A 23277-nucleotide genomic window follows, 5' to 3' on the forward strand; every position below is an offset into this window, starting at 1 on the left:
ATGACCCCAAAGACTTCCGATGCAGCCGCCAGGACCACCGCCCTCATCACCGGAGCCAGTGCCGGGCTGGGAGCCGAGTTCGCCCGGCAGCTCGCCTCGCAGGGCCACAACGTGGTGCTGGTGGCACGGAACCGCGCCCGCCTCGAGGAATCCGCGGCGGAGCTGGAGCGGCATTACGGGGTCACGGCTGAAGTACTCCCAGCGGACCTGGCGTCCGACGACGGCGTGGCAGCCGTCGTCGGACGCCTGTCCGATCCGCAGCGGCCGGTGGAGATCCTGGTGAACAACGCTGGGATCGGGCTGCTGCACAACTTCGAGGACAACCCCATCTCGGAGGAGAAAAAGCACCTGAAGCTGCACGGGGAAACGGCCATGGAGCTGACCCACGCAGCCTTGAAGGGGATGCTGGAGCGCCGCTCCGGCCGGATCATCAACGTGGCCAGCATTGCGGCTTTCCTCCCGCGGGGAACGTACTCTGCTGCCAAGGCCTGGCTGGTGAGTTTCAGCAGGTGGGCGAACCTCTCGTACGGCAGGCAGGGCATCAAGGTCACCGCGGTCTGTCCCGGCTTCACCCACACGGAGTTCCACGACCGGATGGGGATGGACAAGTCCGTGGCGCCCTCGTGGGCCTGGTTGCACGCCGGGCGGGTGGTGCGTGAGGGCCTGGCGGACAACGCGCGGGGCAAAGCAGTTTCCATCCCGTCCAGGCGCTACAAGGTGGTGGCGGCCGTGGCACGGATCGCTCCGGCAAGGCTAGTGGCGGGGCCTGCACGGAAACCGAAAGGCGCGCGCACGCCCCAGTAGGGCAGCCGGCGTGCGGGTGGCAGCCGGCCGGACGGCCACCACCACGGTGATCCCCACCAGGGCCCCTGCCAGGGTCTCCGCCCCGCGCTCCAGGATCAGGACCGCGGGATCGATGGGATGGGCAAGCTGTGTCATCAGCAGGATGACGGGCGTAAAGGAAACCATGGCAAGGCCGTAGTGGCGGGTCATGAAGAGCTCGGTGGTGAACTGGAAGAGGACCACCAGGAGGGCCAGCACCACGGCCTGCCCGCCCGGAAACAGGCCCGCCAGGGACCACGGAACGGGAAGAATCACGACGGCGGTCACCGCCAGCCCCAGGAACGTTCCCACAATGCGGTGAACGCCGCGCCGGACGCTGCTGGGGAGGTCGGCTCCCGCGAGCGGCACGGCGGCTGCCGCCATGGCCCAGTGCGGATGCCCGCTGCCCGTGAGGACGCCTGCCGTGCCGGCGGCACCTACAGCCAGGATGTAGCGGGCGGCGTGCACCAGTTCCTCCCGGTGCCCGGCGGGGGTCACGCCGGGAGCAGCCCGGACGGCGCCGCGCTGCCAGGACCTCCGGCGGAACCAGCCGCCGAACCCCACCAGTATGGAGAACGCGGCGGAGCCTGCGGCGATGAGCATGGCCACCTGCCACGGCACCACCGTGGGTACCGAGGCGCAGGCGCCCAGTGCCAGGATCCCGAAAAACGGTCCGTTGGGCTTGAGCCGCACGCGGTCAGCAAAGACCGATCCGGCGCCGGCCAGGGCGGCCTCCACGCCCACCAGCCACCACGAGTGGAGATGGTTTACGGACAGGAACACACCCACAGCCACGCCGGTGAGCAGGACGACGGCGGCCTGGGACTGGTGCCTGAGCCGCAGCTGGTGCGGTTCGGACCGGCCGTACATGCCGGTCAGGGCACCAAACACGGCGTAAATGATCAGGTCGGTGCGGCCCGCTGCCAGGAGCAGGAGCGACGGAACGGCCACGCTGAGGGCCACGCGGGCGGCGGCGAGATGGTCGTTGTTGGCCGGCTCCAGCCGGTGGAGCGCGCGCACTTGAAGGAGGACGCGTTCCATGGCACCCAACCTCCTGCTGCTTTCCCGATCGGCCATCTGGAAGTTACCACCGGCCGGCACGGGCGGTCATTTCCGGCAGGGGCCAGGGACATGGGGCGTCATTGTGACTGGCACGCCAAAGGCCCGCCCCGCGTGCTTCCCCCAAGGAAACACGCGGGACGGGCCTTCTGAGCGGGGCTGCGTGACGTGCCCCGGAAGGGTTGTGCCGCAGGCGGTGCCGCGGCAGGACAGGCTAGACGCCGGCGGCAACCTTTCCGGTGTCCCGTGAATCGGTGATGTCCTGTTCGTCGAACGGGAGTTCGTCCAGGTTGATCAGCGGGTTCTCGTCCTGCGTGGCAACAAGTTCGCGGGCCTCAGCCTGGGTATCCACGCTGGGCATGGATCCGGGCAGCGGACGCCGGGCTGACTCCTTCAGGAAGTAGATGGCAACAGCACCCACCAGCGAGGTTGCCATCAGGTAGTACGCGGGCATCATGTCGTTGCCTGTGGCGCCGATGAGGGCCGCGACGATGAACGGCGTGGTGCCGCCAAAGATCGCCACCGAGAAGTTGTACGCGATGCCCATGGCCCCGTACCGGCTGGAGGTGGGGAACTGCGCCGGGAGTGCCGAGGCCAGGTTGGCAACGTAGAAGGTCACGGGGAACGCAATCAGCGCCAGGCCGGCCAGGGTGGACCAGATCTCACCTATGCCGATCAGCTGGAAGGCCGGAATGGCCAGGACCACCGTGCTGACTGCCCCGATCCACAGGACGGGCCTGCGGCCGATCCGGTCCGACAACTTTCCGGTCAGCGGAATGCAGAGGCTCATGACCACCAGCACGGGGATAGTCAGCAGGGTGCCGTGCACCGGATCGTAGCCCTTGGACTCGGTGAGGTAGGTGGGCATGTAGGACGTGAGGGCGTAGCCGGCCGTGTTGGCCGCCGCCACCAGGACCATGGCAACAATGATGGAGCGCCAGTAGGCCTTGACGATTCCCACCGGGCCCTTGGCCGTTGCCTGGTCAGAGGCGGCAGCATTCTTGGCAAGGTCCTCCTGGGCATCCAGGGTGGCCTGGAACTGCGGGGATTCCTCGATCCTGCTCCGGAAGTAGACGGCGATCAGCCCCAGCGGGCCGGCGATCAGGAAGGGAATCCGCCAGCCCCATTCCTCCATGGCTGCCTGGCCGAGCGTCAGCTGCAGGACCGAGACCAGGGCGGCGCCGATGGCGAAGCCCATGTAGCTGCCCAGGTCCAGGAAGCTGGCAAAGAAGCCGCGGCGCTTGTCGGGGGAGTACTCGCTGACGAAGGTCGTGGCGCCGGCATACTCACCGCCGGTGGAAAAGCCCTGGATGATCTTCAGCAGCACCAGGAGCCCTGCGGCCCACAGCCCGATCTGCGCATATCCGGGCAGGAGGCCGATGGCGAACGTGCTCGCTGCCATCAGCATCAGCGTGGCGGCAAGGACCTTCTGCCGGCCCATCTTGTCACCCAGCCAGCCGAAGATCACGCCGCCCAGGGGACGGGCGATGAATGTGGCGGCGAAGGTACCCAGCAGGAACAGGGTCTGGGTGGTGGGATCGGACTCCGGAAGGAAGACCGGACCCATCGTGGTGATGAGGTAGCCGAACACGCCGACGTCGTACCACTCCATGGTGTTGCCCACGATGGTTCCGCCGAGGGCTTTCTTCAGCATGGGCTGGTCAACCACGTTGACGTCCGACTCCTTGAGCCGGCGCCGTGCGAGTATTTTCGGTTTCCGGGTATTCCTGGAAGCCGCCGGAGACGTCGCTCCGGGGGGTGCAGCTGGGTTGGTTCCGGAGGCGGGATTAAGGCCTGCGGAAGAGTGGTTCACGCTTCGGTCTGTGGGCATTTGGGCAACTCCTGTGGAGGTCATTTGCTTGCGACTTGTAGCTGCCCCGCTCTGGGCAGGCCTTCAATTTTACGCGAATGCCGTGGCGGACGGCCTTCTGATGCCGTAGGATCGGCCCTTTTTCGGGGTCTTCGGTACGCTTCAGCGGAGTTTCCCCTCCCCGCCGATTCCCTTGCCAGCACTGGCGAAGCCCGCCACAGGCGCACCCGCCGCCCAAGTATTTAAGTGGTATGCGCCACAGTGCCGCTATTAGCGCCGCTTTCGGGGCCCATTGTGACGGCAGCCACGGCGTTTCCGGCCGTTCCGCGCAACCGGCGGGACGTCGTCGCCCGCCCTTTCCCGCCGGGGCAAAAAGGGGGGTTCACAGGCGCGCCGCGCCTCCCTAAGGTTGTGGCATGGGAACACTCTCTTTCATCTAGGCGGACGCCTGCGGCCCGCGCCCGGCCCGCCTCTCCTTCAGTCGTACACGGCCCTAAGCGGCCACTCTTGGTAGCACTTCATTTCACCGCGGAAAGGAAGAACAAATGGCTGACGACAACATGGAAAAGCACATTAAACCGGAGGTGGCGAGCCACCTCGCCGAGGCAATGAACACCCCTGACATGCCGGGCGCGGAAGCACCGCTTGCCCCGATGGCGGGACCCGGGCAGCGCACCTGGCCGGACGGCAACGGAAAGCGGAGGCACCCGAAGGAGCGGGATGCAAGCTACGGCCGCATGGGGCAGGGGGCCGCAGTGACGGTCATCCACCGCACCAGCCGGCCGCAAATGCCCCACTCGTCCTAGAAACCCATCCTCCGAGGATGCACACAAGGGCTGGGAACGCCGGACAGGTGTTCCCAGCCCTTTGTGCTGTTCCGGTCGTTCCCCGAAGGTCCGCGGCCAGCTCGGCCGCCTCCGGCTCAGTCTTCGCGCGCTACCTCCGACGGCTCCTTGTCCAGCCGCCAGCCGCGCCACACGGGGTGCCGGAGCCGTCCCGTGCCCGTCCACTCGCTGTAGGTCACTTCGCCAACCAGTTCGGGCGAGATCCAGTGCGCATCAGCGGCATCCTCGCGCGGGACGTCCTGGAACGGCGAGGTTTTCCTGGCCAGGCGTTCAACCGTCTGGCGGAGCTCCGCTAGTTCCCGGGAGCTGAACCCGCTGCCCACCCGGCCGGCGTACTGCAGCTTCCTGCCGTCCGGGATGCCCACCAGCAGGGAGCCCACGGTGTCCTGCCGGCCGCCTTTGCCGGGGCGCCAGCCGCCCACCACCACCTCCTGCGTCTGCTCCACTTTCAGCTTGGTCCAGGTGCGGGTCCGCTGCCCGCTCACGTAGCGGCTGTCCGTCCGCTTGGCCATCACCCCTTCCAGGCCCAGTTCCCGCGCGCTTTCCAGGATGTGCTCCACCTGTTCCTCCAGTACCGGGGAGAGCCCAACGGGGCAGCCGGACGGGGTGAAGAATTCCTCCAGCCGTTCCCGGCGCGTGGCGAGCGGCAGCCGCCGCAGGTCCGTGCCGCCGTCGTTCAGCAGGTCGAACAGCATCAGTTGAACGGGGATGGCAGTCCGCGCCCTCGCGACGTCGGCGGGCCTGGTCAGCTTCATCCGTCCTTGGAGCAGGCCGAAGTCGGGCCGGCCGGACGGCCCTACGGCGATGATCTCGCCATCCGCCACGAACGGCTGGTCCGGCCAGCACTGCCTGTCGGCCAGTTCAGGGTAGGTCCGGGTGACGTCGTTTCCGTTGCGGCTGAAGATCCTGATTGCTTTTTCGTCGGCCACCAGGATGGCGCGCACCCCGTCCCACTTGAGTTCGAACTGCCAGTTGCTGCCCTGCAGGGCTGCAACGTCGCCGGAGGTGGCCATCATGGGCCGGTACTCCTCGGGACCGGGTGCGGAGGAGCCCGCCGCCTCGGGCGGCGTCCCGCCGTCGTCCTTTTCCGGTCCTGGAACGGAGGGGCCCGGAACTGCGTGCCCCGGAACTGCCTGTTTCCGCCTGCCGCCGTGGCGCTCCGGGTCCATCAGGTGGATGAGCCACTGTCCCTCGGAATCCTTTCCCTGGCCGCGGCCGGTGTGGATGAGCGCGAACTTCCTGGTTCCGCCCAGACCGCCTCCCTCCGAGCCGGTCAAAGTGACGATGACTTCCCGGCCGTTGATCCACTTGTGCAGCTCATAGGTCCCGTGGTCCCAGATGGTGACCTCGCCGGCACCGTACTCGCCCTTGGGGATGGTCCCTTCGAAGCCGGCGTAGTCAAGGGGATGGTCCTCGGTCTGGACCGCCAGGTGGTTCTTGCCGCTTGATTCCGGGACACCTTTGGGCAGCGCCCAGGACACCAGCACGCCCTCATGCTCCAGCCGGAAGTCATAGTGCAGGCGGCTGGCGTGGTGTTCCTGGATCACGAAGGTGTCCCCACTGCCGGGAGCACCTGTGAAGGGCTCCGGGGTCTTGGCGGGATCGCGCATGGAGCGGTACTTGCCCAGGCGGGGGTCGCCGCCGGCATCGACGACGACGGCGAACGGGTCCGTGCCGTCCTGCACCCGCCTCATGACCTCCCTGTAGTCCAGGTGCTTGAGTCCGGGGGAGCCGATCTCCTCCCAGGTCCGGGGCGCAGCCACCATGGGCGTGGGGCGGCCGCGGAGGGAATAGGGGACGATGGTGGTTTTGGCCGCGTTGTTCTGGCTCCAGTCCACCAGTACCTTGCCCTTGCGCAGGGTCTTCTTCATGTCGCTGACGGCCAGGTCCGGGTGGTCGGCTTCAAGGGCCCGCGCGAGCTCGCGGGCGAAGGCGGAGATCTGCTCTGAGGTTTGGGACCGGTCCAGGGCGGCGTACAGGTGGATGCCCTTGCTGCCGCTGGTGACGGGGACCGGGTCCATGCCCACGTCCTGGAGGATGGTGCGGGCCAGGAGGGCCACTTCCACGCAGGCCTCCAGCCCTGCGCCTTCCCCGGGATCCAGGTCCAGGACCAGCCTGTCGGGGTTCAGCTGGCTGCCGTGGGAGTCCACCTGCCACTGGGGCACGTGGATTTCCAGCGAGTTGATCTGGCCGAACCAGGTGAGCGTGGCGGGGTCGTTGACCATCGGATAGTGGATGGTGCGGTCCTTGTGGGTGATGGCGGCCCGCGGGAGCCACCCGGGGGCCGAGTCCTCCAGGTTCTTCTGGAAGAACACCTCGCCGGGCTTGTCCGCGGTTCCTACGCCGTTCACCCACCGCTTCCTGGTGGCCGGCCTGTTGTACGCCGCGGGGACCAGGACGTGGGCCACGGCGGCATAGTAGGCCAGGACGTCCGCCTTGGTGGTGCCGGTCTCCGGATAGATGACCTTTTCCAGGTTGGTGAGGGTCAGTTCCCGCCCGGCAACCCGGACACGGTCCTTAGCGGCAGGCATGGGGCTTCACCTGCGGCGTTGCGTGATGTTCACTTGATGAATGAGAGCCATTTGGAAGGGTGCCATCGCGTTCGGCCTGGTCAACGTGCCCGTGAAGGTCTACAGCGCCACTGAGGATCATGACATCAGTCTGCACCAGGTCCACAATGCCGACGGCGGCCGGATCCGCTACCAGCGCCGGTGCGAGGTCTGCAGCCAGGTCATCGATTACTCGGACATCGAGAAGGCCTTTGAGGAGGACGGCCGGACGGTGGTCCTGTCCAAGGACGAACTCAAGGCCATTCCGGCCGAGAACAGCCACGAGATCGACGTGGTGCAGTTCGTTCCGTCCGAGCAGCTCGAGCCCATGATGTTCGAGAAGAGCTACTACCTGGAGCCGGACTCCAAGTCGCCCAAGGCCTACGTGTTGCTTCGCAAGGCGCTGGAGGACACGGACAGGGTGGCAATCGTCCAGTTCGCGCTGCGGGAGAAAACCCGGCTGGGTGCTTTGCGGATCAAGGACGATGTCCTGGTGCTCCAGTCCCTCCTTTGGCCGGACGAGGTGCGCGAGGCGAACTTCCCGTCCTTGGAGGCGGATGTACGGATCAGCGCGCAGGAACGGGACATGTCCGCAGCGCTGGTGGAGTCCATGGCTGCGGATTTCGACCCCGCGTCCTTCACCGACGACTACCAGGTGCAGCTCCGCCAGCTCATCGAGGCGAAGCTGGAACAGGGCGAGTCGCTGGACACGGAGGAAACCTTTGGGGTGGAAGCCGGCGAGGGCAGCAAGGGCGAAGTCATCGACCTGATGGAGGCCTTGAAGCGGAGCCTCGACCGGAAAAGGGGTTCCGGTTCCGCGGCAGGCAGCGCTGGTGAAGAGGCCGGCCGGGATTCCGGCGGCGCCGCCGGTGAGGGTGAGGAAGAAGCAAAGCCGGCGCGCAAGCGGTCCACGGCCGCCAAACCCGCCGCATCCAAGTCCGATGCAGCCAAGTCCGCGGACAAACCTGCTGCCCGCAAAACCAGTGCCGCGAAATCGGCCGGGGACAAGGCAGGCGCCGCCAAGTCCTCGGAGGCCAAGGGCACGGCAGGCAAGTCCACGGCGTCCAAGTCCGCCGCCGAAAAACCTGCCGCGAAAACCGCCGCCGGCAAGGCTACCGGCACGCGGGCGCGCAAGCCGGCGTGATGGAACGCGGACTGCGGTGCCTGCTTCGTTGTCCGATGCCATGCCTAAGAAACTACTAAGCTTGCTTGCTTTCCGGTAGCAGGCACCTGTTTAAGTAGCGGGGACCTGTTTGGTCCGGGTCCTTTACAGCGGCGTCCGGTGCGTCCACAATGAGTCGCATCACAGCCTCCGCTGTGGCCTCACAGCGTGCTGTCACTCACTCTGACCTGCCACCTGAGAGGGGCGCGGACATGAACGACCAGACGGGCACAGCCAAGGCGAACGGCCAGACGGACGCAGCGAAGGCGGACCGGGAACTCAAACAGAAGCACCGGGCCATGTGGGCCTCCGGCGACTACCCGGCGCTCGCAGACGAGATGCTCCTGGAACTGGGCGCCATCCTGGTGGAAGCCTGCGGCATCACGTCCCGCCACAACGTGCTGGACGTCGCCGCCGGATCAGGCAACGCGGCCATTCCCGCGGCAATGATGGGGGCAAAGGTGGTGGCCAGCGACCTCACTCCTGAGCTTTTCGATGCCGGCCGCCGTGAGGCAGCCAACCGCGGAGTCAGCCTGGACTGGAAGGAGGCCGATGCGGAGGACCTGCCGTTCCCTGACGCCGGGTTCGACGTCGTTATGTCCTGCCTCGGCGTCATGTTTGCTCCCCACCACCAGCAGGCAGCTGACGAACTCCTGAGGGTGTGCAAACCGGGCGGCACCATTGGACTGCTCCACTGGACCCCGGAAGGATTCATCGGCAAGATGTTTGCCACCATGAAGCCCTTCGCCCCGCCGCCTCCGCCCGGCGCCCAACCGGCCCCGCTGTGGGGAACCGAGGACCATGTCCGGGAACTGCTGGGGGACAGGATCACGGACACTGCAGCACGCAAGCAGACCCTGGCCGTGCGGAGCTTCCACCAGCCCGGCGACTTTGTCCGCTACTTCAAGTCCCACTACGGCCCCACCATCTCCGTCTACAAATACATCGGGGAGGACGCGGACAAAGTCAAAGCCCTGGACCAGGCACTGACGGAGCTGGCTGACTCCTTCGGTGATGCCCACGGCGACTCTCCCTTCCAGATGGAGTGGGAGTACCTGCTGTTCACGGCGAAGAAGGCCAAGTAGATCCCCCAACCAGGTAGCAGTAAGTGTCGTTATGGACGTCCATAACGACACTTGCTGCTACCTACATGGGCAAGAAGGGGCTTAAACGCCAGCGGCCGCCGTCGGGCGTTTCCCGGGAAGGGAAGGCCCGACGGCGGCCGCTGAGGCTGGCGCGCTACTCGGCGTCGTGATCCGTTTCCAGGATCTGGACCAGGTGGTTCAGCGCATCGTCCGCGCCGTCGCCCTCTGCGCGGAGGACTACCACGTCGCCGTGCGAGGCGCCCAGGCTCATGAGGGACAGGATGCTGGCAGCATCCATGGCCTCGTCCGCCGGCTCGCCTTCACGGGCGATGGTGATGTCCAGGTCGTATTCTCCTGCGGCCTCGGCAAAGATGGCGGCGGGGCGGGCGTGCAGGCCTACTCGGCTGGCGACGGTTGCGGTGCGTTCTGGCATTGTTGCTCCTTTTGTCTTGCGGCTTGCTGTAGGTCCAGTGCCGGATAGCTGTTGGTTAGGGTCAGACCGTTGCGGGAACGGATTCCACGGTATCAGCGGTCTTGGGGGCTGCCCAGCGCTTCAGTGCCACCACGGCCAGGGCAGTGACGATGGTACCGGCAATGATCGAGAGGACGAACATCAGCACGTTGCCGATGGCGAAGAACACGAAGATGCCGCCGTGGGGTGCCTGCGATGTGACGCCGAAGGCCATGGTCAGCGCGCCGGTGAGGGCGCCGCCCAGCATGCTGGCAGGAATAACGCGCAGCGGATCGGCGGCAGCGAACGGGATGGCACCTTCGGAGATGAAGGATGCACCCAGCAGCCAGGCAGCCTTGCCGTTTTCGCGCTCAGCCAGGCTGAAGAGCTTCTTGTCCAGGACCGTGGCCAGGGCCATTGCCAGCGGCGGAACCATGCCCGCTGCCATGACGGTTGCCATGATCTGCCACGGTGCCTGGTTGTCGGCCGCGCCGGCGCTCAGTCCGGCCACGGCGAAGGCGTAGGCCACCTTGTTGACAGGGCCGCCGAGGTCGAAGCACATCATGAGGCCCAGGATGATGCCCAGGACGACGGCGGAGGCGCCGGTCATGCCGGACAGCCAGTCGTTCAATGCTGCCGTGAGGCCGGCGATGGGTCCGCCGAGGACCAGGAACATCAGGCCGGAGGCGAAAATGGATGCGAGCAGCGGGATGATGACAACCGGCATCAGGCCGCGCAGCCAACGGGGGACGGACCAGGTTCCGATCAGGTGTGCCATGTAGCCGGCCAGCAGGCCGCCCACGATGCCGCCCAGGAAGCCTGCACCCATGAAGCCGGAAACTGCACCGGCCACGAAGCCGGGGGCGATGCCCGGACGGTCGGCGATGGCGTAGGCGATGTAGCCGGCCAGCGCAGGGACCAGGAAGCCCATGGACAGGGCGCCGATCTTGAACAGCACGGCACCGAGGTAGATGGCGAGGCCGCCTTCGGGCAGGTTGCCGAAGTTGTTCTCCACCACCACGGTGTCCGCTACGTCGGTAATGTCGTAGCCACCCAGCAGGAAGCCGAGCGCAATCAGCAGGCCGCCGCCGGCGACGAACGGGATCATGTAGCTGACGCCGGTGAGCAGGGCCCGCTTCAGCTTCTGGCCGATGTGCTCGCCCTTCTCCTCTGCGTCGTGCTCTGCCTGTTCCTCGGCACCGAAGTGCGGGACCCGGCGCGCATTCGGGTTGTCCGCAGCGGCCAGTGCTTCCTGGACCATCTTGGCGGGCTCGTCGATGCCGCGCTTCACGGGGGCGTTGATCACGGGTTTGCCGGCGAAGCGCTCCTTGCCGCGCACGTCCACGTCGACGGCGAAGATGACGGCGTCGGCGGCGGCGATCACGGCGGGGTCCAGCGGCTTGGCGCCGGAGGAACCCTGGGTTTCCACCTGCAGGTCGACGCCCATTTCCTGGGCGGCGGCAACCAGCGAGTCGGCGGCCATGTAGGTGTGCGCGATGCCGGTGGGGCACGCGGTGACGGCCACGAGGCGCTTGGGGCCGGAGGAGGCTGCCGGCGCGCCGGCGCCTGCCACCGCGGAAGCCCCGGCGGCGCCGGTGGCGCCACCGGCAGCAGCGGTGGCTGCAGCGTCTGAAGGAACTGCGGCTGCGTGGGCGGCGGGCTTGTCAGCCAGCGCGCCGTCCACCAGTTCCACGATCTCCTCGCGGGAGGATGCGTTGCGCAGGGCAGCGGTGAAGTCCTTCTTGATCAGGGACCGGGCGAGCTTGGAGAGCAGCTTCAGGTGGGCCTGGTCTGCTCCGTCCGGGGCCGCGATGAAAAAAATCAGGTCCGCCGGGCCGTCCTTCGCGCCGAAGTCCACCTTGGGGTTCAGGCGGGCCATGGCCAGGGTGGGTTCCGTGACGGCGGCCGAGCGGCAGTGCGGGATGGCGATGCCGCCGGGGATGCCGGTGGCGGTTTTCTGTTCGCGGGCGAAGGCGTCGGCGAAGAGGCCTTCAACTTCTGTTGCGCGTCCGGCGGCAGCGACCTTGCTTGCCAGATGCCGGATCACCGCCTCGGGCGTGTTGCCCAGGTTCTGGTCGAGCTCGACCAGTTCCGTGGTGATGAGCTGGGTCACTGTCAATCCTTTCGAAGGGCCGTGATGGTTACGGCATCCGGGGTGGTTTGGTGTACTGCCGGAACTGTGGAACCGGGCAGGGAGGCGGCTGCGGCACCGTGGGCCACAGCCTGGCGAAGGCAGTCGGCCGGGGCGGCGCCCTGACCGTGGGCGAGCAGGTAGCCGGCAAGCGCGGAATCGCCCGCGCCTACCGTGCTGACCGCGGCGACCGGCGGATGCGTGGCCAGCCACGCGCCGTCGGCCGTTACCAGGACAGCTCCCTTGGATCCGAGAGTTGCCAGCACAGCACCCACACCGGAACGCACGACGGCGGCAGCGGCTGCCGCGGCAGCCACCGGATCCGCTTCCAGTTCGTCAGCGGTGGCCGAGGCGAAGCCGGCTGCAGCAGCCAGTTCCGCCAGTTCTTCGGCGTTGGGTTTGAGGAGGTCCGGTTTCCCGGAACCAGTGGCGGCACCGTCTCCGCCGGCACCGTCTCCGGACATTGCCGCCGCGAGCGGGGCGCCGGAGGAGTCCACGGCGATGTGCGGGGCGCTGCCGTTTCCGGCTGCGCGGATCCGGCGGGCCACCGTGGCGTAGAAGTCTGCAGGGAACCCCGGCGGGAGTGAACCGGCCAGGACCACCCAGCTCGCACCGCGCGAGCTCTCCAGCAGCAGCTTGATGAGGGCTTCCTGCTGGTCCGCATCCAGGGCGGGCCCGGGTTCGTTGATCTTGGTGGTCACGCCGCCGGGCTCGGTGAGGGCGACGTTGGTGCGCAGCGGCTCATCGATGGGGAGCGATACGAACGGCACGCCGGTTTCGCGGAGTCCGGCGAGCACAGGATCACTGTCCGCGCCGGGAAGTACCGCTACGGATTCCAGGCCGGAGGCAACCAGTGCCCGGGAGACATTGACGCCCTTGCCTCCCGATTCCTGGCGGACGGAGACGGCACGCTGCACTTCGCCCCGTTCCAGGGGGCCGGGAAGCGCGACCGTGCGGTCCAGGCTTGGGTTGGCGGTGAAGGTGACAATCATGCGATCACCACGTCAACGCCGGCTTCTTCCAGGGCGGCTGCGAGTTCCGGGCCTGGTTCGCTGTCTGTAATCAAGGTATCCAGATCTTTCAGGGAGGCGAACTGGACCAGGGTTTCCGTGTCCAGCTTGGAGGAATCGGCCAGCACCACAATGCGGCGGGCCGAACGGACGAAGGCTGCCTTGACGGCGGCTTCTTCAGGATCGGGAGTGCTCAGGCCAAAGCTTGCGTGGATGCCGTTGGTGCCGATGAAGGCAATGTCGGGACGGAGCCTGCTGGCGGCCTCCACGGTTCCCTGCCCTACGGCAACCTGGGTGATGCCGCGTACCCGGCCGCCCAGGACGTCAAGGGCGATCCCGGGAACGCTGGACAGTTTGCCGGCGATGGGAACGGCGTGGGTGATGGCGACCAGTTCCGCCCGCGGTTCCGTTGCGTCGGAAGGTTCGACGGCGGCGCGGCGGGCGAGCATGTCGGCCAGGACTTCGGTGGTGGTTCCGCCGTCGATCAGGACGCTTCCCGCAGAGTTCCGCGGGATGAGGGCCAGGGCGGCCTCGGCGATACGGATCTTTTGGTCGGGCCGCTGGATGGCGCGCTCGTTGACGCTTTCCTCGGTGGTGCTGAAGCGGTCTGCCGCAACGGCCCCGCCGTGGACCCGGCGGACGGTGCCTGCGCTTTCGAGGGTGGCAAGGTCGCGGCGGACGGTTTCGGTGGTGATGCGGAAGCGCTCGGCCAGGAGGGTCACGCTGACCCGGCCGCTGCCGGCAACAAGCTCGGCAATCTTTTGCTGGCGCTCCTCGGCGAACACGTACCCTCCGTTGCGTAAGTTCAGTTGGTGCGGTGGATCCTGCAGTGCCCACATGCTGCGTGTCCAGGCCTGCGTGACTGGCATCACATGATGTTGAGTTACTTGACTTTATCTTCGCTTATGTTGGTTTGTCAATGGAAACCCACACGAAACAAAATTCGCCCGCCGCTCCCCACTGGTACTGCCCTCACCGAGGGGAACGAAAAAGCCGGGCCCGACCGCAATGGTCCGGCCCGGCTTGTCGGGTTTCATTCGTTGTCCAGCCAGGCAGCCAGGCCGGGACCTTCTCCGGTGCTACAGCCCGCCGTCGCGGCTTTCGTTCCGGGTGATGCGTTCGCCGGTGTTGGGATCCACCACCGAGCGGGTCTCGCTGACACGGCGGCTGCGGCCAGGTGAAGCGAGGATCAGGGAAGCAATGAGGCCGATGACGCCTACGGCCATCAGGATGTAGCCGATCAGGACCTGGTCCACGGCGGGGATGAGGCCCGGAGCCACCGCCCACGCGAGGATGGCGCCGAGGGCGATAAGGAAAATGGAAGATCCGATTCTCATGAGGTGCTCCTTGTTTGGGGGCCGGGCGTGGTCATCACCCGTTGACGGTTGCTAAGCATGCTGACCGTTAAGCGTCACGCTACAGCGCGGAGTAGCCGTGTTCAACGTTTCGGGGCGGTGCGTAACCCATTTGTTGCGCTGTGGCCCCTGTGAATGGTGGGGCGGCAGCTGCGTCGGTCCAGCCTGTCCCCCGACGCCGTGCCGGGCCGACCGCGGGCCCGGCCCGGCACGGCGTCGGGCTTCTTCCCGGCCTGCCTCGCTAGGCTGATCCGATGGAAACAGTTGTTTGGTCCAAACCGGAAGACCAGCGGGCGGATACCCCGCTGCTGGTCATGATGCATGGCTACGGTACGGACGAGTCCCGCATGGTGCGCCTGTTTGAATACCTGCCGGCGGAATTCACCTGCGCGGCGCTGCGGGCCCCCATGGATATCGGAGACCACTACGGCTGGTTCCTGCTCGACTACTTCCTTGCCAACGACTTCGCGGACGTTATCAAGGCTGCTGCCGCCGTGCAGGCCTGGATCAACAGCGTCAAGGGCCAGCACAGCAGCGTGAGCCTGCTCGGGTATTCCCAGGGCATGGCGATGGCCAGCACCCTGCTGCGCCTCCATCCCAAGGACTACGAGGCGGTGGTGGGGCTGTCCGGGTTCGTGCTGCAGAACGAGCTGCTGTCCCTCACTGAATCCTTTGATACCCGGCCGCCCTTTTTCTGGGGGCGGGACAAGGCGGACCTGGTCATCAATGAGGACGCCATTGCCTATACGGAGGAATGGCTGCAGGAGAACACCCTGCTCACCGCCAGGACGTACCCGGGGATGGGCCACGCCATGTCCAAAACGGAAATGGTGGACGTGAGCTCATTCCTGCGCCACTATGTGCTGCGGCCGGAGGTCTCCGCCAGCAACCGGCGGTGACGCTGCGGGCTGAGAAATGCGTCACATCGGGGCCCGAAGAAAAAACAGTTGCCAGCTAAATTTGTAAGCGCTTACACTCTTCTTCGGCCGTTATAGCGGCACTGAACTGGGCGAACAAGGAGAGCAGCGCGGTGCGGACGATGTACTGCAGCCGGCCACGGCCTGATGCTCTTGCCTGGCCTGCAAAGATCCGGCAGATCCGCCGGCTTGTCTGGATGCGCCGGCATGCCCATGATGGTAGAACTGCATCGATCGGCAGGGTCAAAGCCGCCGCGTTTTTCCGCGGGCGAGCACCTGCCGCACTTCCAGGCCATCCGGGCATCGTCGCCTCCACACTTCACGGCACCCTTCACTAAGGCTGCCCGCCGTCCTGAAAGGACACCCCACCACCCATGAGCGACACCACGGCAACAGGCCATGCAGCCGGCGACCTCTCCGTTTGGGCCGGCGCGTCGGCAATCCTCTTTGACCTGGACGGGGTGCTGACCCCCACGGCAACCGTCCACGAGCGGGCCTGGCAAGAACTGTTCGAGGGCTTCCTCGCGTCGCAGCCGCAGGTGGCCGGCTACAGCGAAAGCGACTACTTCGACCACATCGACGGCAAACCGCGCTTCGACGGCGTACGCGACTTCCTGGCCTCGCGCGGCATTGTGCTTCCGGAGGGACCCACTGACGACGACCCTGCCAACACCACCGTGCAGGGCCTGGGCAACCGCAAGAACCGGATCTTCAACGACATCGTCAGCACCGGCGTCGAGCCCTTCGAAGGTTCCGTACGCTTCCTCGAAGCCGTCATGCAGCGCGGGCTGAAGGTCGCCGTCGTCTCTTCCTCCCGCAACGCACCCGCCGTCCTGGCGGCGGCCGGGCTCGCGGACCGCTTCCCTGTGGTGGTGGACGGCGTGGTGGCTGCCAGCGAAGGCCTGCCCGGCAAGCCGAGCCCCGCCACCTACGAGTACGCCGCACGCCTGCTGGATATCCCCAGTGAGGAATGCGTGGTGGTGGAGGACGCAGTCTCCGGTGTCCAGGCCGGCGAGGCCGGATCCTTCCACTCCGTTATCGGCGTGGACCGGGGCGCCGGCCGGCAGACCCTGCTCGACGCCGGCGCCACCCTTGTGGTCAACGACCTCAAGGAACTGCTTCCCTAAAGAACCGCTGCCTTCCCCGAGGCAGTCCCGCTGCCCCGGCAGCTTGTATCAGTACCCTTCATCCCCAAAAATCATCCCCAGGCCGGCAGCAAACCAGCTGCCCGGCCACACTTCGAAGGACCCAACACCATGGCCCTGATCTCCGCGGACCGCGAAAGATTCCCCAACAACCCCTGGCAGCTCGTGGAAACCCGCCACGAACAGGGCAACGAGGGGACCCTGGAAACCCTCTTTGCCCTGGGAAACGGCCACCTGGGAATCCGGGGCGCCCACTGGGCGGCAGCCGACTCAGACCTCCCAGGCAGCTTCATCAACGGGCTGCACGAAATCTGGGACATCAAGCACGCCGAAAACGCCTTCGGGTTCGCCCGCACCGGCCAGCGCATCCTCTACATCCCGGACGCCAACAACTTCAGCGTCGTCCTTGACGGGGAGTCCCTCAGCCTTGCGGAGTCCGAGGTGCTGGACTACCGGCGTTCCGTGGACTTTTCCACCGGGGTCTACGAATGCCGGGTCACCTGGCAGTGCCGTTCCGGCGCCGTCGTCACCACCACCGAACGGCGTGCCGTCGGATTCGCGTCCCGGGGAAGCCTTGGCATCTCGCTGGAGGTGTCCACGGACCGCGAGGTCTCCGTGGACGTGACCTCCTCCCTGGTCAACCGGCAGGACCAGCCGGTGGAGGACCACTCGGTCCACGATCCCCGCCGTGCGGGCCGGCACGCCGGACGCGTCCTGCTGCCCCTGCGCCTTGACGGCGGCGACGGGTCGCTCCGGCTGGCCTGGGAAGCTGCCGAATCCAAGCAGCGGGTGGGGGTCGCGGTGGACCACTGGACCTCCGCGGGCCATCAGCCGTTCGAGACCCTTGTGGACCAGGACGACAGCAGCGTCCGCTACGTCCTGGCGGTCAGCCCCGGCGAGCCGTTCCGCCTGGAAAAGAGCGTCAGCTATGCCGCAGGACGGGCCATCCAGGAGCCGTCGGTTGACCCGGCCGCCGTCGCCGAGGAGGGCCTGCGCCCGGTCGGTGACATTTTCGCCGAGAGCGAAGCGCACTACCGGGACTACTGGGCTACCTCGGACATCGTGGTGACCAGCGAGTCCGTGTTGCAGCAGGCCATCCGGTGGAACCTGTTCCAGCTCGCCCAGGCAACGGCCCGCGCCGACGTCGCCGGGATTCCCGCGAAGGGCGTGACGGGCTCCGGCTACGAGGGCCACTATTTCTGGGACCAGGAGGTTTACCTCCTGCCCTACCTCACTTACACCAACCCCGACGGCGCCCGAAAGGTTCTCGAGTTCCGCCACGGCATGCTTCCCGAAGCCCAGGTCCGGGCCAAGGAACTGAGCGTGGACGGCGCCCTGTTCCCGTGGCGCACCATCAACGGGCTTGAGGCCAGTGCCTACTACGCAGCAGGCACGGCACAGTTCCACATCGCGGCCGCGATCGCCTTTGCCACCAACCGGTACGTGTGGGCCACGAGGGACGCCGGTTTCCGCGACGGGATGGGCGCCGAACTGCTTATTGAAACAGCGCGCATGTGGATCTCCCTGGGCTTCTTCGGCAAGGACGGGCTCTTCCACATCCACGGCGTCACCGGCCCTGACGAGTACACCGCCGTGGTCAACGACAACCTGTACACCAACGTGATGGCGCGGTTCAACCTTCGCGCCGCCGCCGCCCTGGAGCATGCCGGCATCAGCGACGAGGAGCGGCAGTTGTGGGAAGCGGCTGCGAACCGCATGCAGCTGCCGTTCGATGAACGGATGCAGGTGCATTCCCAGGACAACGACTTCATGCACCTCGAGCCGTGGGACTGGAACACGCCCAGGTCAAAGTACCCTTTGCTGCTGCACTTCCACCCGCTGGTGATCTACCGCCACCAGGTCCTGAAGCAGGCGGACACCGTCCTGGCGATGTTCCTGCAGTGGCAGGATTTCACGGCGGAGGAGAAACACCGGGCCTTCGACTTCTACGATCCCCTGACAACCGGCGATTCGACGCTGTCCGCCTGTGTCCAGGGCATCATGGCCGCCGAGGTGGGGTACTCCCGCGAGGCGCTGGAACACTTCACCAACGCCGTGTTCATCGACCTTGACGATACCCACGGCAACACCATCGACGGCGTGCACATTGCCTCCACCGGCGGGGTGTGGAGCTCCTTGGTCTGCGGGTTTGCCGGGTTGCGGGACCAGGGCCCGGTTCCGTACTTCGATCCGCGCCTCCCGTCGGAGTGGGACGGACTGGCCTTCCACCTCAAGATCCAGGGCCGCCTGCTGCTGGTGGAACTCGAGACCTGCTCCATCACGCTGACCGTCCCCGAAGGGGAGCCGCTGGCGGTGGACGTCCGCGGCGAGCAGCTCACGGTGGGCGCAGAACCCGTCAAGGTGGCACTGGAGCCCGTGCCGCAGCCGGAACCCACGGTGTTCCCCAGCGGACATCCGACGGCGAGCATTCCGGTGGTGCGTGCCAACAGCTGAGTGCGGGGCGGCGGCGGGAGCCTAGTCTCCCGCCGCCGTTGTGCGTTCCAGCGCAGGTTCCTGGTCCAGGGGGTGGGCCAGTTCGTCGGCGGGCATCCGTGCAACAGCCATGGCGATGACCGCCATTACCGGGCATACGCCGCCGGCCACCAGGAAGATCACCCAGATGGGCAGCACCTCGGCGGCCGGCCCGGCCAGCGCCATGGACACCGGCATCAGGGCCAGCGAGACGAAGAAATCCAGGCTGGAGACACGGCCCAGGAGGTGCGGCGGAACCCGCCGCTGGAGCAGGGTGCCCCAGATGACCATGCCCACGCTGCCGGTGGCCCCGAAGATGAACAGCGCCGCTGCGATTGCCCAGAAGCTGTCCATAACGCCGACGGCGGCCAGCGGCAGGCTGCCCGCACCCCAGGACACCATCATCACTGTGAGGTAGCGGCGCGGCAGCCGGAAGGACGCGGTCAACAGCGAGCCCAGCGCGGCGCCGACCCCCATCACGGCCAGCAGGAAGCCGAACATGCGGGAATCGCCCGCCAGCTGGTCGCGGACCACGAACGGCAGCAGGACCTCGATGGGGCCGATCAGGAACAGGACCGAGATGCAGGCCCACACCAGCGTCCACAACAGCCACGGGGTGCCAAGCGTGTAGATGACCCCTTCGCGCAGGTCGTGGAAGAAGGACCGCCTGCGCACCTCACCGCCCTCGGCACCGGGAGTGCCATCGGCTGCGGCACCTTCCGATGGCCCGCCTGCACCGTCCGCCGCTCCGTTGGCGGGAGCGGCCAGTGCGTGCTGGCCCAGGAAATTCAGGACGATGAACGCCAGGAGGTGGCACACCGCCACCGCCGTGACCGCGTGCGACGGCGAGAGGGCAGCCACCACGATTCCCGCCACGGCCGGACCGGCCGCCTGCTGGAGGACGGGACGCATGGACCCTTCCATTCCGTTCGCTGCCAGCAGGTCCTGGGCGGGAAGGATGCGCGGCAGGATTGCGGAGTAGGCAGGAAAGAAGAACGCCGCGCCGACACCCAGGACAAAGGAACCCGCTGCGACGTGCCACAGCTGGAGCAGGCCCGTCATGGCGAGTCCGCTGACGGCCGCTATCACAGCGAGGTTGGCGCCCTCCACGGCAATGATCAGCCGGCGCTGGGGGATCCGGTCGGCAGCGATGCCGCCGGCCAGGACGAACGCCACCAGGCCCACGCTGCCCGCGGCGGCAACCAGGGACAGCTCGAGCGGGCCGCCGCCCAGATGGATCACCTGGTAGACCATGGCCACGGCCCACATGCCGGAACCAAAGATCGAGATGGCCAGCGCCGCGATCAGTACCCTGTACTCGCGGTGGGCAAAGGGCCGCAGGGCCTTGGGGGTGGGCATAGGCTAAGTCTAGGCTTTGCGCGCGCTCCGGAGGAGCCCCGCCGGAGTGCTCCGAACGGGACGGGGCAGGTGGGTGGCCGCTCCTGCGGTGGCCTAATGTTAAGCAACCTTAGTATGAGGAATTCCGGCACAGGCGTGCCGGCGAGACAAGCAGAGGTGACCATGGCCAAGCGCAGCAATCCCGCAGTACGGATAGCACAGGAAACCGCCCACAACGCGGTGTTCGACGCAGACGGGAAGCCCAAACCGGGTGTCCACAACATGCTCCTGAAGGCGGTGGAGATCCAGCGCCCGCTGGTGGTGGCCTACATCCGCCGGCTGCAGAGGAAGCACCCCAGGGCAACAGCCGCCCAGCTCGCCGACATCCTTGAACGCGACTACCTCCGCGCTGTCACCGGCGGCGGTGCTCTGGTGGGCGCCACCGCCGTCGTGCCTGGCGTCGGCACCGTGGCGTCCCTGGGACTGTCCGCCGCCGCAACCGTCGGGTTCCTGGAAGCAACAGCCCTCTACTCCACCTCGCTGGCCGAACTGCACGGGATCCGGCTGACCAACCCCGAGAAGGCCAGCACCATGGTCATGGCCATCATGCTGGGTGAGGAAGGGACGGCGCTTTTGGGGACCCTCAGCGGCCAGGCTGCCGGCAGGGAAGTGAACGCCAACAAGGCCTGGGGCAATGCCCTGTCCAAGTCCATGGCCGTGCCGGGCTTCGGCAGCATCCGGAACAGGATCCAGAAAGCCTTCCTCAAGAACCTCCTCAAGCGGCAGGGCTCCGCGTTGTTCGGCCGGGCGCTGCCGTTCGGCATCGGCGCGGTGGTGGGCGGAGCCGGTAACCTCATGATGGGCCGTGCGGTGGTGTCCAACGCCAAGGAGGCGTTTGGACCCATGCCGGACACCATCCCCGGAGAGCTCACCGCCGCCGCGGCGGCCCAGGACACCCCGACGCTGGAAGGCAAAACTCTTGGATCTCAACGCTGACCTTGGCGAATCATTCGGCTCTTGGCGGATGGGGGACGACGCCGCCATGTTCCAGCTGGTCACCAGTGCCAACGTGGCATGCGGCTTCCACGCGGGGGACCCCGTCACCATGCTGGACAGCTGCCGGGCAGCCTACGAACTCGATGTGACTGTCGGCGCCCACGTGGGGTACCGGGACCTGGCCGGTTTCGGCCGCCGCTCGCTGGACATGAGCTTCGACGAGCTCTTCGGCGACGTGCTCTACCAGCTGGGTGCGCTCGACGGCGTTGCCCACGCCGTGGGTGCCTCCGTGGACTACGTGAAGCCGCACGGGGCCCTGTACAACCGGCTGGTCCACGATGCCGAACAGACGTCGGCCGTGGTGGCCGCAGTAAACGCCTACGATCCCGGCCTGCCCATCCTGGGGCTCCCGGACTCCGAGCTCCTGAAGCAGGCCAGGGACGCCGGGCATCCGGTGTTCATCGAGGCGTTCGTGGACCGCGCCTACCGGGCGGACGGAACGCTGGTTCCGCGCTCGGAGGAGGGTGCCGTGCTGCAGGACGTCGACGCGATTGTTGAGCGGGCCGTGCGGCTGGCTGCCAAGGGCGAAGTGGTGGCCGTGGACGGAACAGTGGTCCAGGTCAGGCCCGATTCCCTGTGCATCCACGGCGATACGCCGGGCGCGGTGGGGATGGCTGCCGCCGTCCGGGCCGGACTGGAAGCGGCCGGCATTGAACTGGAGTCCTTCGCCTAGCCGAAAATCAGGTGTGCCACCGTAAAGATGGCAAGCCCGGCCAGCGCGCCCACCACGGTGCCGTTGATCCGGATGAACTGCAGGTCCTTGCCCACCTGGAGTTCGATCTTCTGCGATGTTTCCTCTGCATCCCAGCGGGCCACGGTGTCCGTGATGACCCCGGCAATGTCAGAGCGGTAGGTCCGCACCAGGTAGCCGGCTGCGTCGCCGATCCACGCGTTGACCTTGCCGGCCAGTTCGGGGTCGCTGACCAGCCGGGAGCCGAAGTCCCGCACGGCCGCCTTGAACTTCACGGTCAGTTCGCTGTCGGGATCGTCCACGGCGCCCAGCAGCGCATTCTTGACGGTGCCCCACGTGCGGGAGGCCAGTTCGCGCACCTCGGGGTCGCCCAGCACCTGGGCCTTGATGTCCTCGGCGCGGGCGATCATCGCGGGATCATGCTGGAGGTCCTGGGCAAGGTCGTTCAGGTACTTGTCGATGGACTGCCGGACCTGGTGGTTGGGGTCTGCCTGCACTGCCCGGACGAACTTGAGGATTTCCACATAGACCTTGTCGCCCACCAGCCCGTCCACGAACTGCGGGACCCATGTGGGGGAGCGGTCGGACACCAGGTGGGTGACGGTGTCGTGGTTGTCGTCCACCCAGTCGGCGGCGCGGTCCACCAGCAGGTCCACCAGGTTGTGGTGGTGCCCGTCGCGGAAGATCCGTTCGGCCATCTTGCCCACCGGCGGCCCCCACGGCGGAGTCAGCAGGTGCTTACGCACCATTCCCTCGATGACCGCCTGGACGTCGTCGTCGTTCAACACCTTGAAAAGGCCGCGGATGACGGCGGCGCCTTCCTTGGCCACCCGCTCGGAACCGGCGGGCGTGGCAAGCCACTCGCCCGCCCGGCGGGCGATATTCACGCTGGCGAGCTTGTCCTGGACCACCTGCTCCGAGAGGAAGTTGGTCTCCACGAACTCGCCCAGCGAGGCGCCGATCTGGTCCTTCCGGCGCGGAATGATGGCGGTGTGCGGGATCTTGATGCCCATGGGGTACTTGAACAGCGCCGTGACCGCGAACCAGTCAGCCAATGCGCCCACCATGCCGCCCTCGGCCGCCGCGCGCACGTACTGGAGCCACGGATATTCCTTCTGCAGCGCGAACGCGAAGACGAAGATCACGGCCATCACCAGCAGCAGCCCCAGGGCCACCAGCTTCATTTTCCGCAGCGCTGCCGCCTTTTCGGCGTCGCCCTCACTCAGTTGGTGGCCGACGGCGGCCCGCGCCTTTGCATGGCCCCTCGCGGGCGGTGGTGTGGAGGGGGTGGGCCCGCCGGGTGATTCCCGGGTAGTTGGCTCAGAGTTCACCTGCATGTGCCAAGCCTAGTCCCGCAGCACGGGGCCGGTCGGCTACCG

The 23277-nt window shown here is 66.9% G+C and carries 19 protein-coding genes; 9 read left to right on the forward strand and 10 right to left on the reverse strand.

Annotated features, from left to right (window positions below; all coding sequences use genetic code 11):
• Positions 1 to 804, forward strand: coding sequence for an SDR family NAD(P)-dependent oxidoreductase (locus IEX33_RS07785; RefSeq protein ID WP_188729077.1), 804 nt, complete (start codon positions 1 to 3; stop codon positions 802 to 804).
• On the opposite strand, the gene IEX33_RS07790 is transcribed toward IEX33_RS07785, so the two are convergent.
• Both IEX33_RS07790 and IEX33_RS07795 read right to left on the reverse strand, forming a co-directional pair.
• Positions 754 to 1863, reverse strand: a complete 1110-nt coding sequence (locus IEX33_RS07790) for an FUSC family protein (RefSeq protein ID WP_188729078.1) — start codon at positions 1861 to 1863, stop codon at positions 754 to 756. The genes IEX33_RS07785 and IEX33_RS07790 overlap by 51 nt on opposite strands.
• Positions 1864 to 2095: 232 nt before the next feature.
• Positions 2096 to 3712 (reverse strand): MFS transporter, encoded by a 1617-nt coding sequence (locus tag IEX33_RS07795; protein WP_188729079.1) that lies wholly within the window; start codon positions 3710 to 3712, stop codon positions 2096 to 2098.
• Between the two features lie 524 nt (positions 3713 to 4236).
• On the opposite strand from IEX33_RS07795, the gene IEX33_RS07800 reads away from it, so the two are divergent.
• Complete coding sequence (locus tag IEX33_RS07800) at positions 4237 to 4497, forward strand: hypothetical protein (RefSeq protein ID WP_188729080.1); 261 nt, start codon at positions 4237 to 4239, stop codon at positions 4495 to 4497.
• Between the two features lie 116 nt (positions 4498 to 4613).
• Here IEX33_RS07800 and IEX33_RS07805 read toward each other — a convergent pair whose 3' ends face one another.
• The gene (locus IEX33_RS07805) at positions 4614 to 7067 is read right to left on the reverse strand and encodes an ATP-dependent DNA ligase (protein WP_188729081.1); all 2454 of its coding nucleotides are present in this window, start codon (positions 7065 to 7067) and stop codon (positions 4614 to 4616) included.
• Between the two features lie 40 nt (positions 7068 to 7107).
• Between IEX33_RS07805 and ku the strand changes: the two genes are divergently transcribed.
• A complete protein-coding gene (ku, locus tag IEX33_RS07810; protein WP_188729082.1) occupies positions 7108 to 8229 on the forward strand; it encodes a non-homologous end joining protein Ku in 1122 nt (373 codons plus the stop codon).
• Between the two features lie 230 nt (positions 8230 to 8459).
• A complete protein-coding gene (locus IEX33_RS07815) occupies positions 8460 to 9332 on the forward strand; it encodes a class I SAM-dependent methyltransferase (protein ID WP_188729084.1) in 873 nt (290 codons plus the stop codon).
• Between the two features lie 154 nt (positions 9333 to 9486).
• Here the strand turns inward: IEX33_RS07815 and IEX33_RS07820 are convergent, their stop codons facing one another.
• The 5 genes from IEX33_RS07820 to IEX33_RS07840 all read right to left on the reverse strand — a co-directional run bounded on the left by IEX33_RS07820 (position 9487) and on the right by IEX33_RS07840 (position 14261).
• Positions 9487 to 9765 (reverse strand): HPr family phosphocarrier protein, encoded by a 279-nt coding sequence (locus tag IEX33_RS07820; protein WP_104185572.1) that lies wholly within the window; start codon positions 9763 to 9765, stop codon positions 9487 to 9489.
• Positions 9766 to 9826: 61 nt separating this feature from the next.
• Complete coding sequence (locus tag IEX33_RS07825; RefSeq protein ID WP_188729085.1) at positions 9827 to 11896, reverse strand: PTS fructose transporter subunit IIABC; 2070 nt, start codon at positions 11894 to 11896, stop codon at positions 9827 to 9829.
• A gap of 2 nt (positions 11897 to 11898) precedes the next feature.
• Positions 11899 to 12906: a 1-phosphofructokinase family hexose kinase gene (locus IEX33_RS07830; protein ID WP_188729086.1), complete on the reverse strand. Its 1008-nt coding sequence runs from the start codon at positions 12904 to 12906 to the stop codon at positions 11899 to 11901.
• Positions 12903 to 13709: a DeoR/GlpR family DNA-binding transcription regulator gene (locus IEX33_RS07835; protein ID WP_188729247.1), complete on the reverse strand. Its 807-nt coding sequence runs from the start codon at positions 13707 to 13709 to the stop codon at positions 12903 to 12905. Before IEX33_RS07835 ends, IEX33_RS07830 begins: the two co-directional genes overlap by 4 nt.
• 294 nt (positions 13710 to 14003) lie before the next feature.
• Positions 14004 to 14261, reverse strand: a complete 258-nt coding sequence (locus IEX33_RS07840) for a DUF6458 family protein (RefSeq protein WP_104185568.1) — start codon at positions 14259 to 14261, stop codon at positions 14004 to 14006.
• Positions 14262 to 14533: 272 nt separating this feature from the next.
• On the opposite strand from IEX33_RS07840, the gene IEX33_RS07845 reads away from it, so the two are divergent.
• From IEX33_RS07845 to IEX33_RS07855, 3 genes are all read left to right on the forward strand, one after another.
• Positions 14534 to 15178 (forward strand): alpha/beta hydrolase, encoded by a 645-nt coding sequence (locus IEX33_RS07845; protein WP_188729087.1) that lies wholly within the window; start codon positions 14534 to 14536, stop codon positions 15176 to 15178.
• A gap of 392 nt (positions 15179 to 15570) precedes the next feature.
• Positions 15571 to 16323, forward strand: a complete 753-nt coding sequence (locus IEX33_RS07850; protein ID WP_188729088.1) for an HAD family hydrolase — start codon at positions 15571 to 15573, stop codon at positions 16321 to 16323.
• A gap of 129 nt (positions 16324 to 16452) precedes the next feature.
• Complete coding sequence (locus IEX33_RS07855; RefSeq protein ID WP_188729089.1) at positions 16453 to 18795, forward strand: glycoside hydrolase family 65 protein; 2343 nt, start codon at positions 16453 to 16455, stop codon at positions 18793 to 18795.
• A 21-nt stretch (positions 18796 to 18816) separates the two neighbouring features.
• Here IEX33_RS07855 and IEX33_RS07860 read toward each other — a convergent pair whose 3' ends face one another.
• Entirely contained in the window at positions 18817 to 20172 is a 1356-nt protein-coding gene (locus tag IEX33_RS07860; RefSeq protein ID WP_188729090.1) for an MFS transporter, read from the reverse strand.
• A 162-nt stretch (positions 20173 to 20334) separates the two neighbouring features.
• On the opposite strand from IEX33_RS07860, the gene IEX33_RS07865 reads away from it, so the two are divergent.
• Complete coding sequence (locus IEX33_RS07865) at positions 20335 to 21147, forward strand: hypothetical protein (RefSeq protein WP_188729103.1); 813 nt, start codon at positions 20335 to 20337, stop codon at positions 21145 to 21147.
• Positions 21131 to 21880 (forward strand): LamB/YcsF family protein, encoded by a 750-nt coding sequence (locus IEX33_RS07870; RefSeq protein WP_188729104.1) that lies wholly within the window; start codon positions 21131 to 21133, stop codon positions 21878 to 21880. The genes IEX33_RS07865 and IEX33_RS07870 overlap by 17 nt, the downstream gene beginning before the upstream one ends.
• Here IEX33_RS07870 and IEX33_RS07875 read toward each other — a convergent pair.
• A complete protein-coding gene (locus IEX33_RS07875; RefSeq protein WP_188729105.1) occupies positions 21877 to 23235 on the reverse strand; it encodes a DUF445 domain-containing protein in 1359 nt (452 codons plus the stop codon). The two genes, IEX33_RS07870 and IEX33_RS07875, sit on opposite strands and share 4 nt — an antisense overlap.
• Between the last annotated feature and the right edge of the window lie 42 nt (positions 23236 to 23277).

Source organism: Pseudarthrobacter scleromae (assembly GCF_014644515.1).
Lineage (GTDB): Bacteria > Actinomycetota > Actinomycetes > Actinomycetales > Micrococcaceae > Arthrobacter > Arthrobacter scleromae.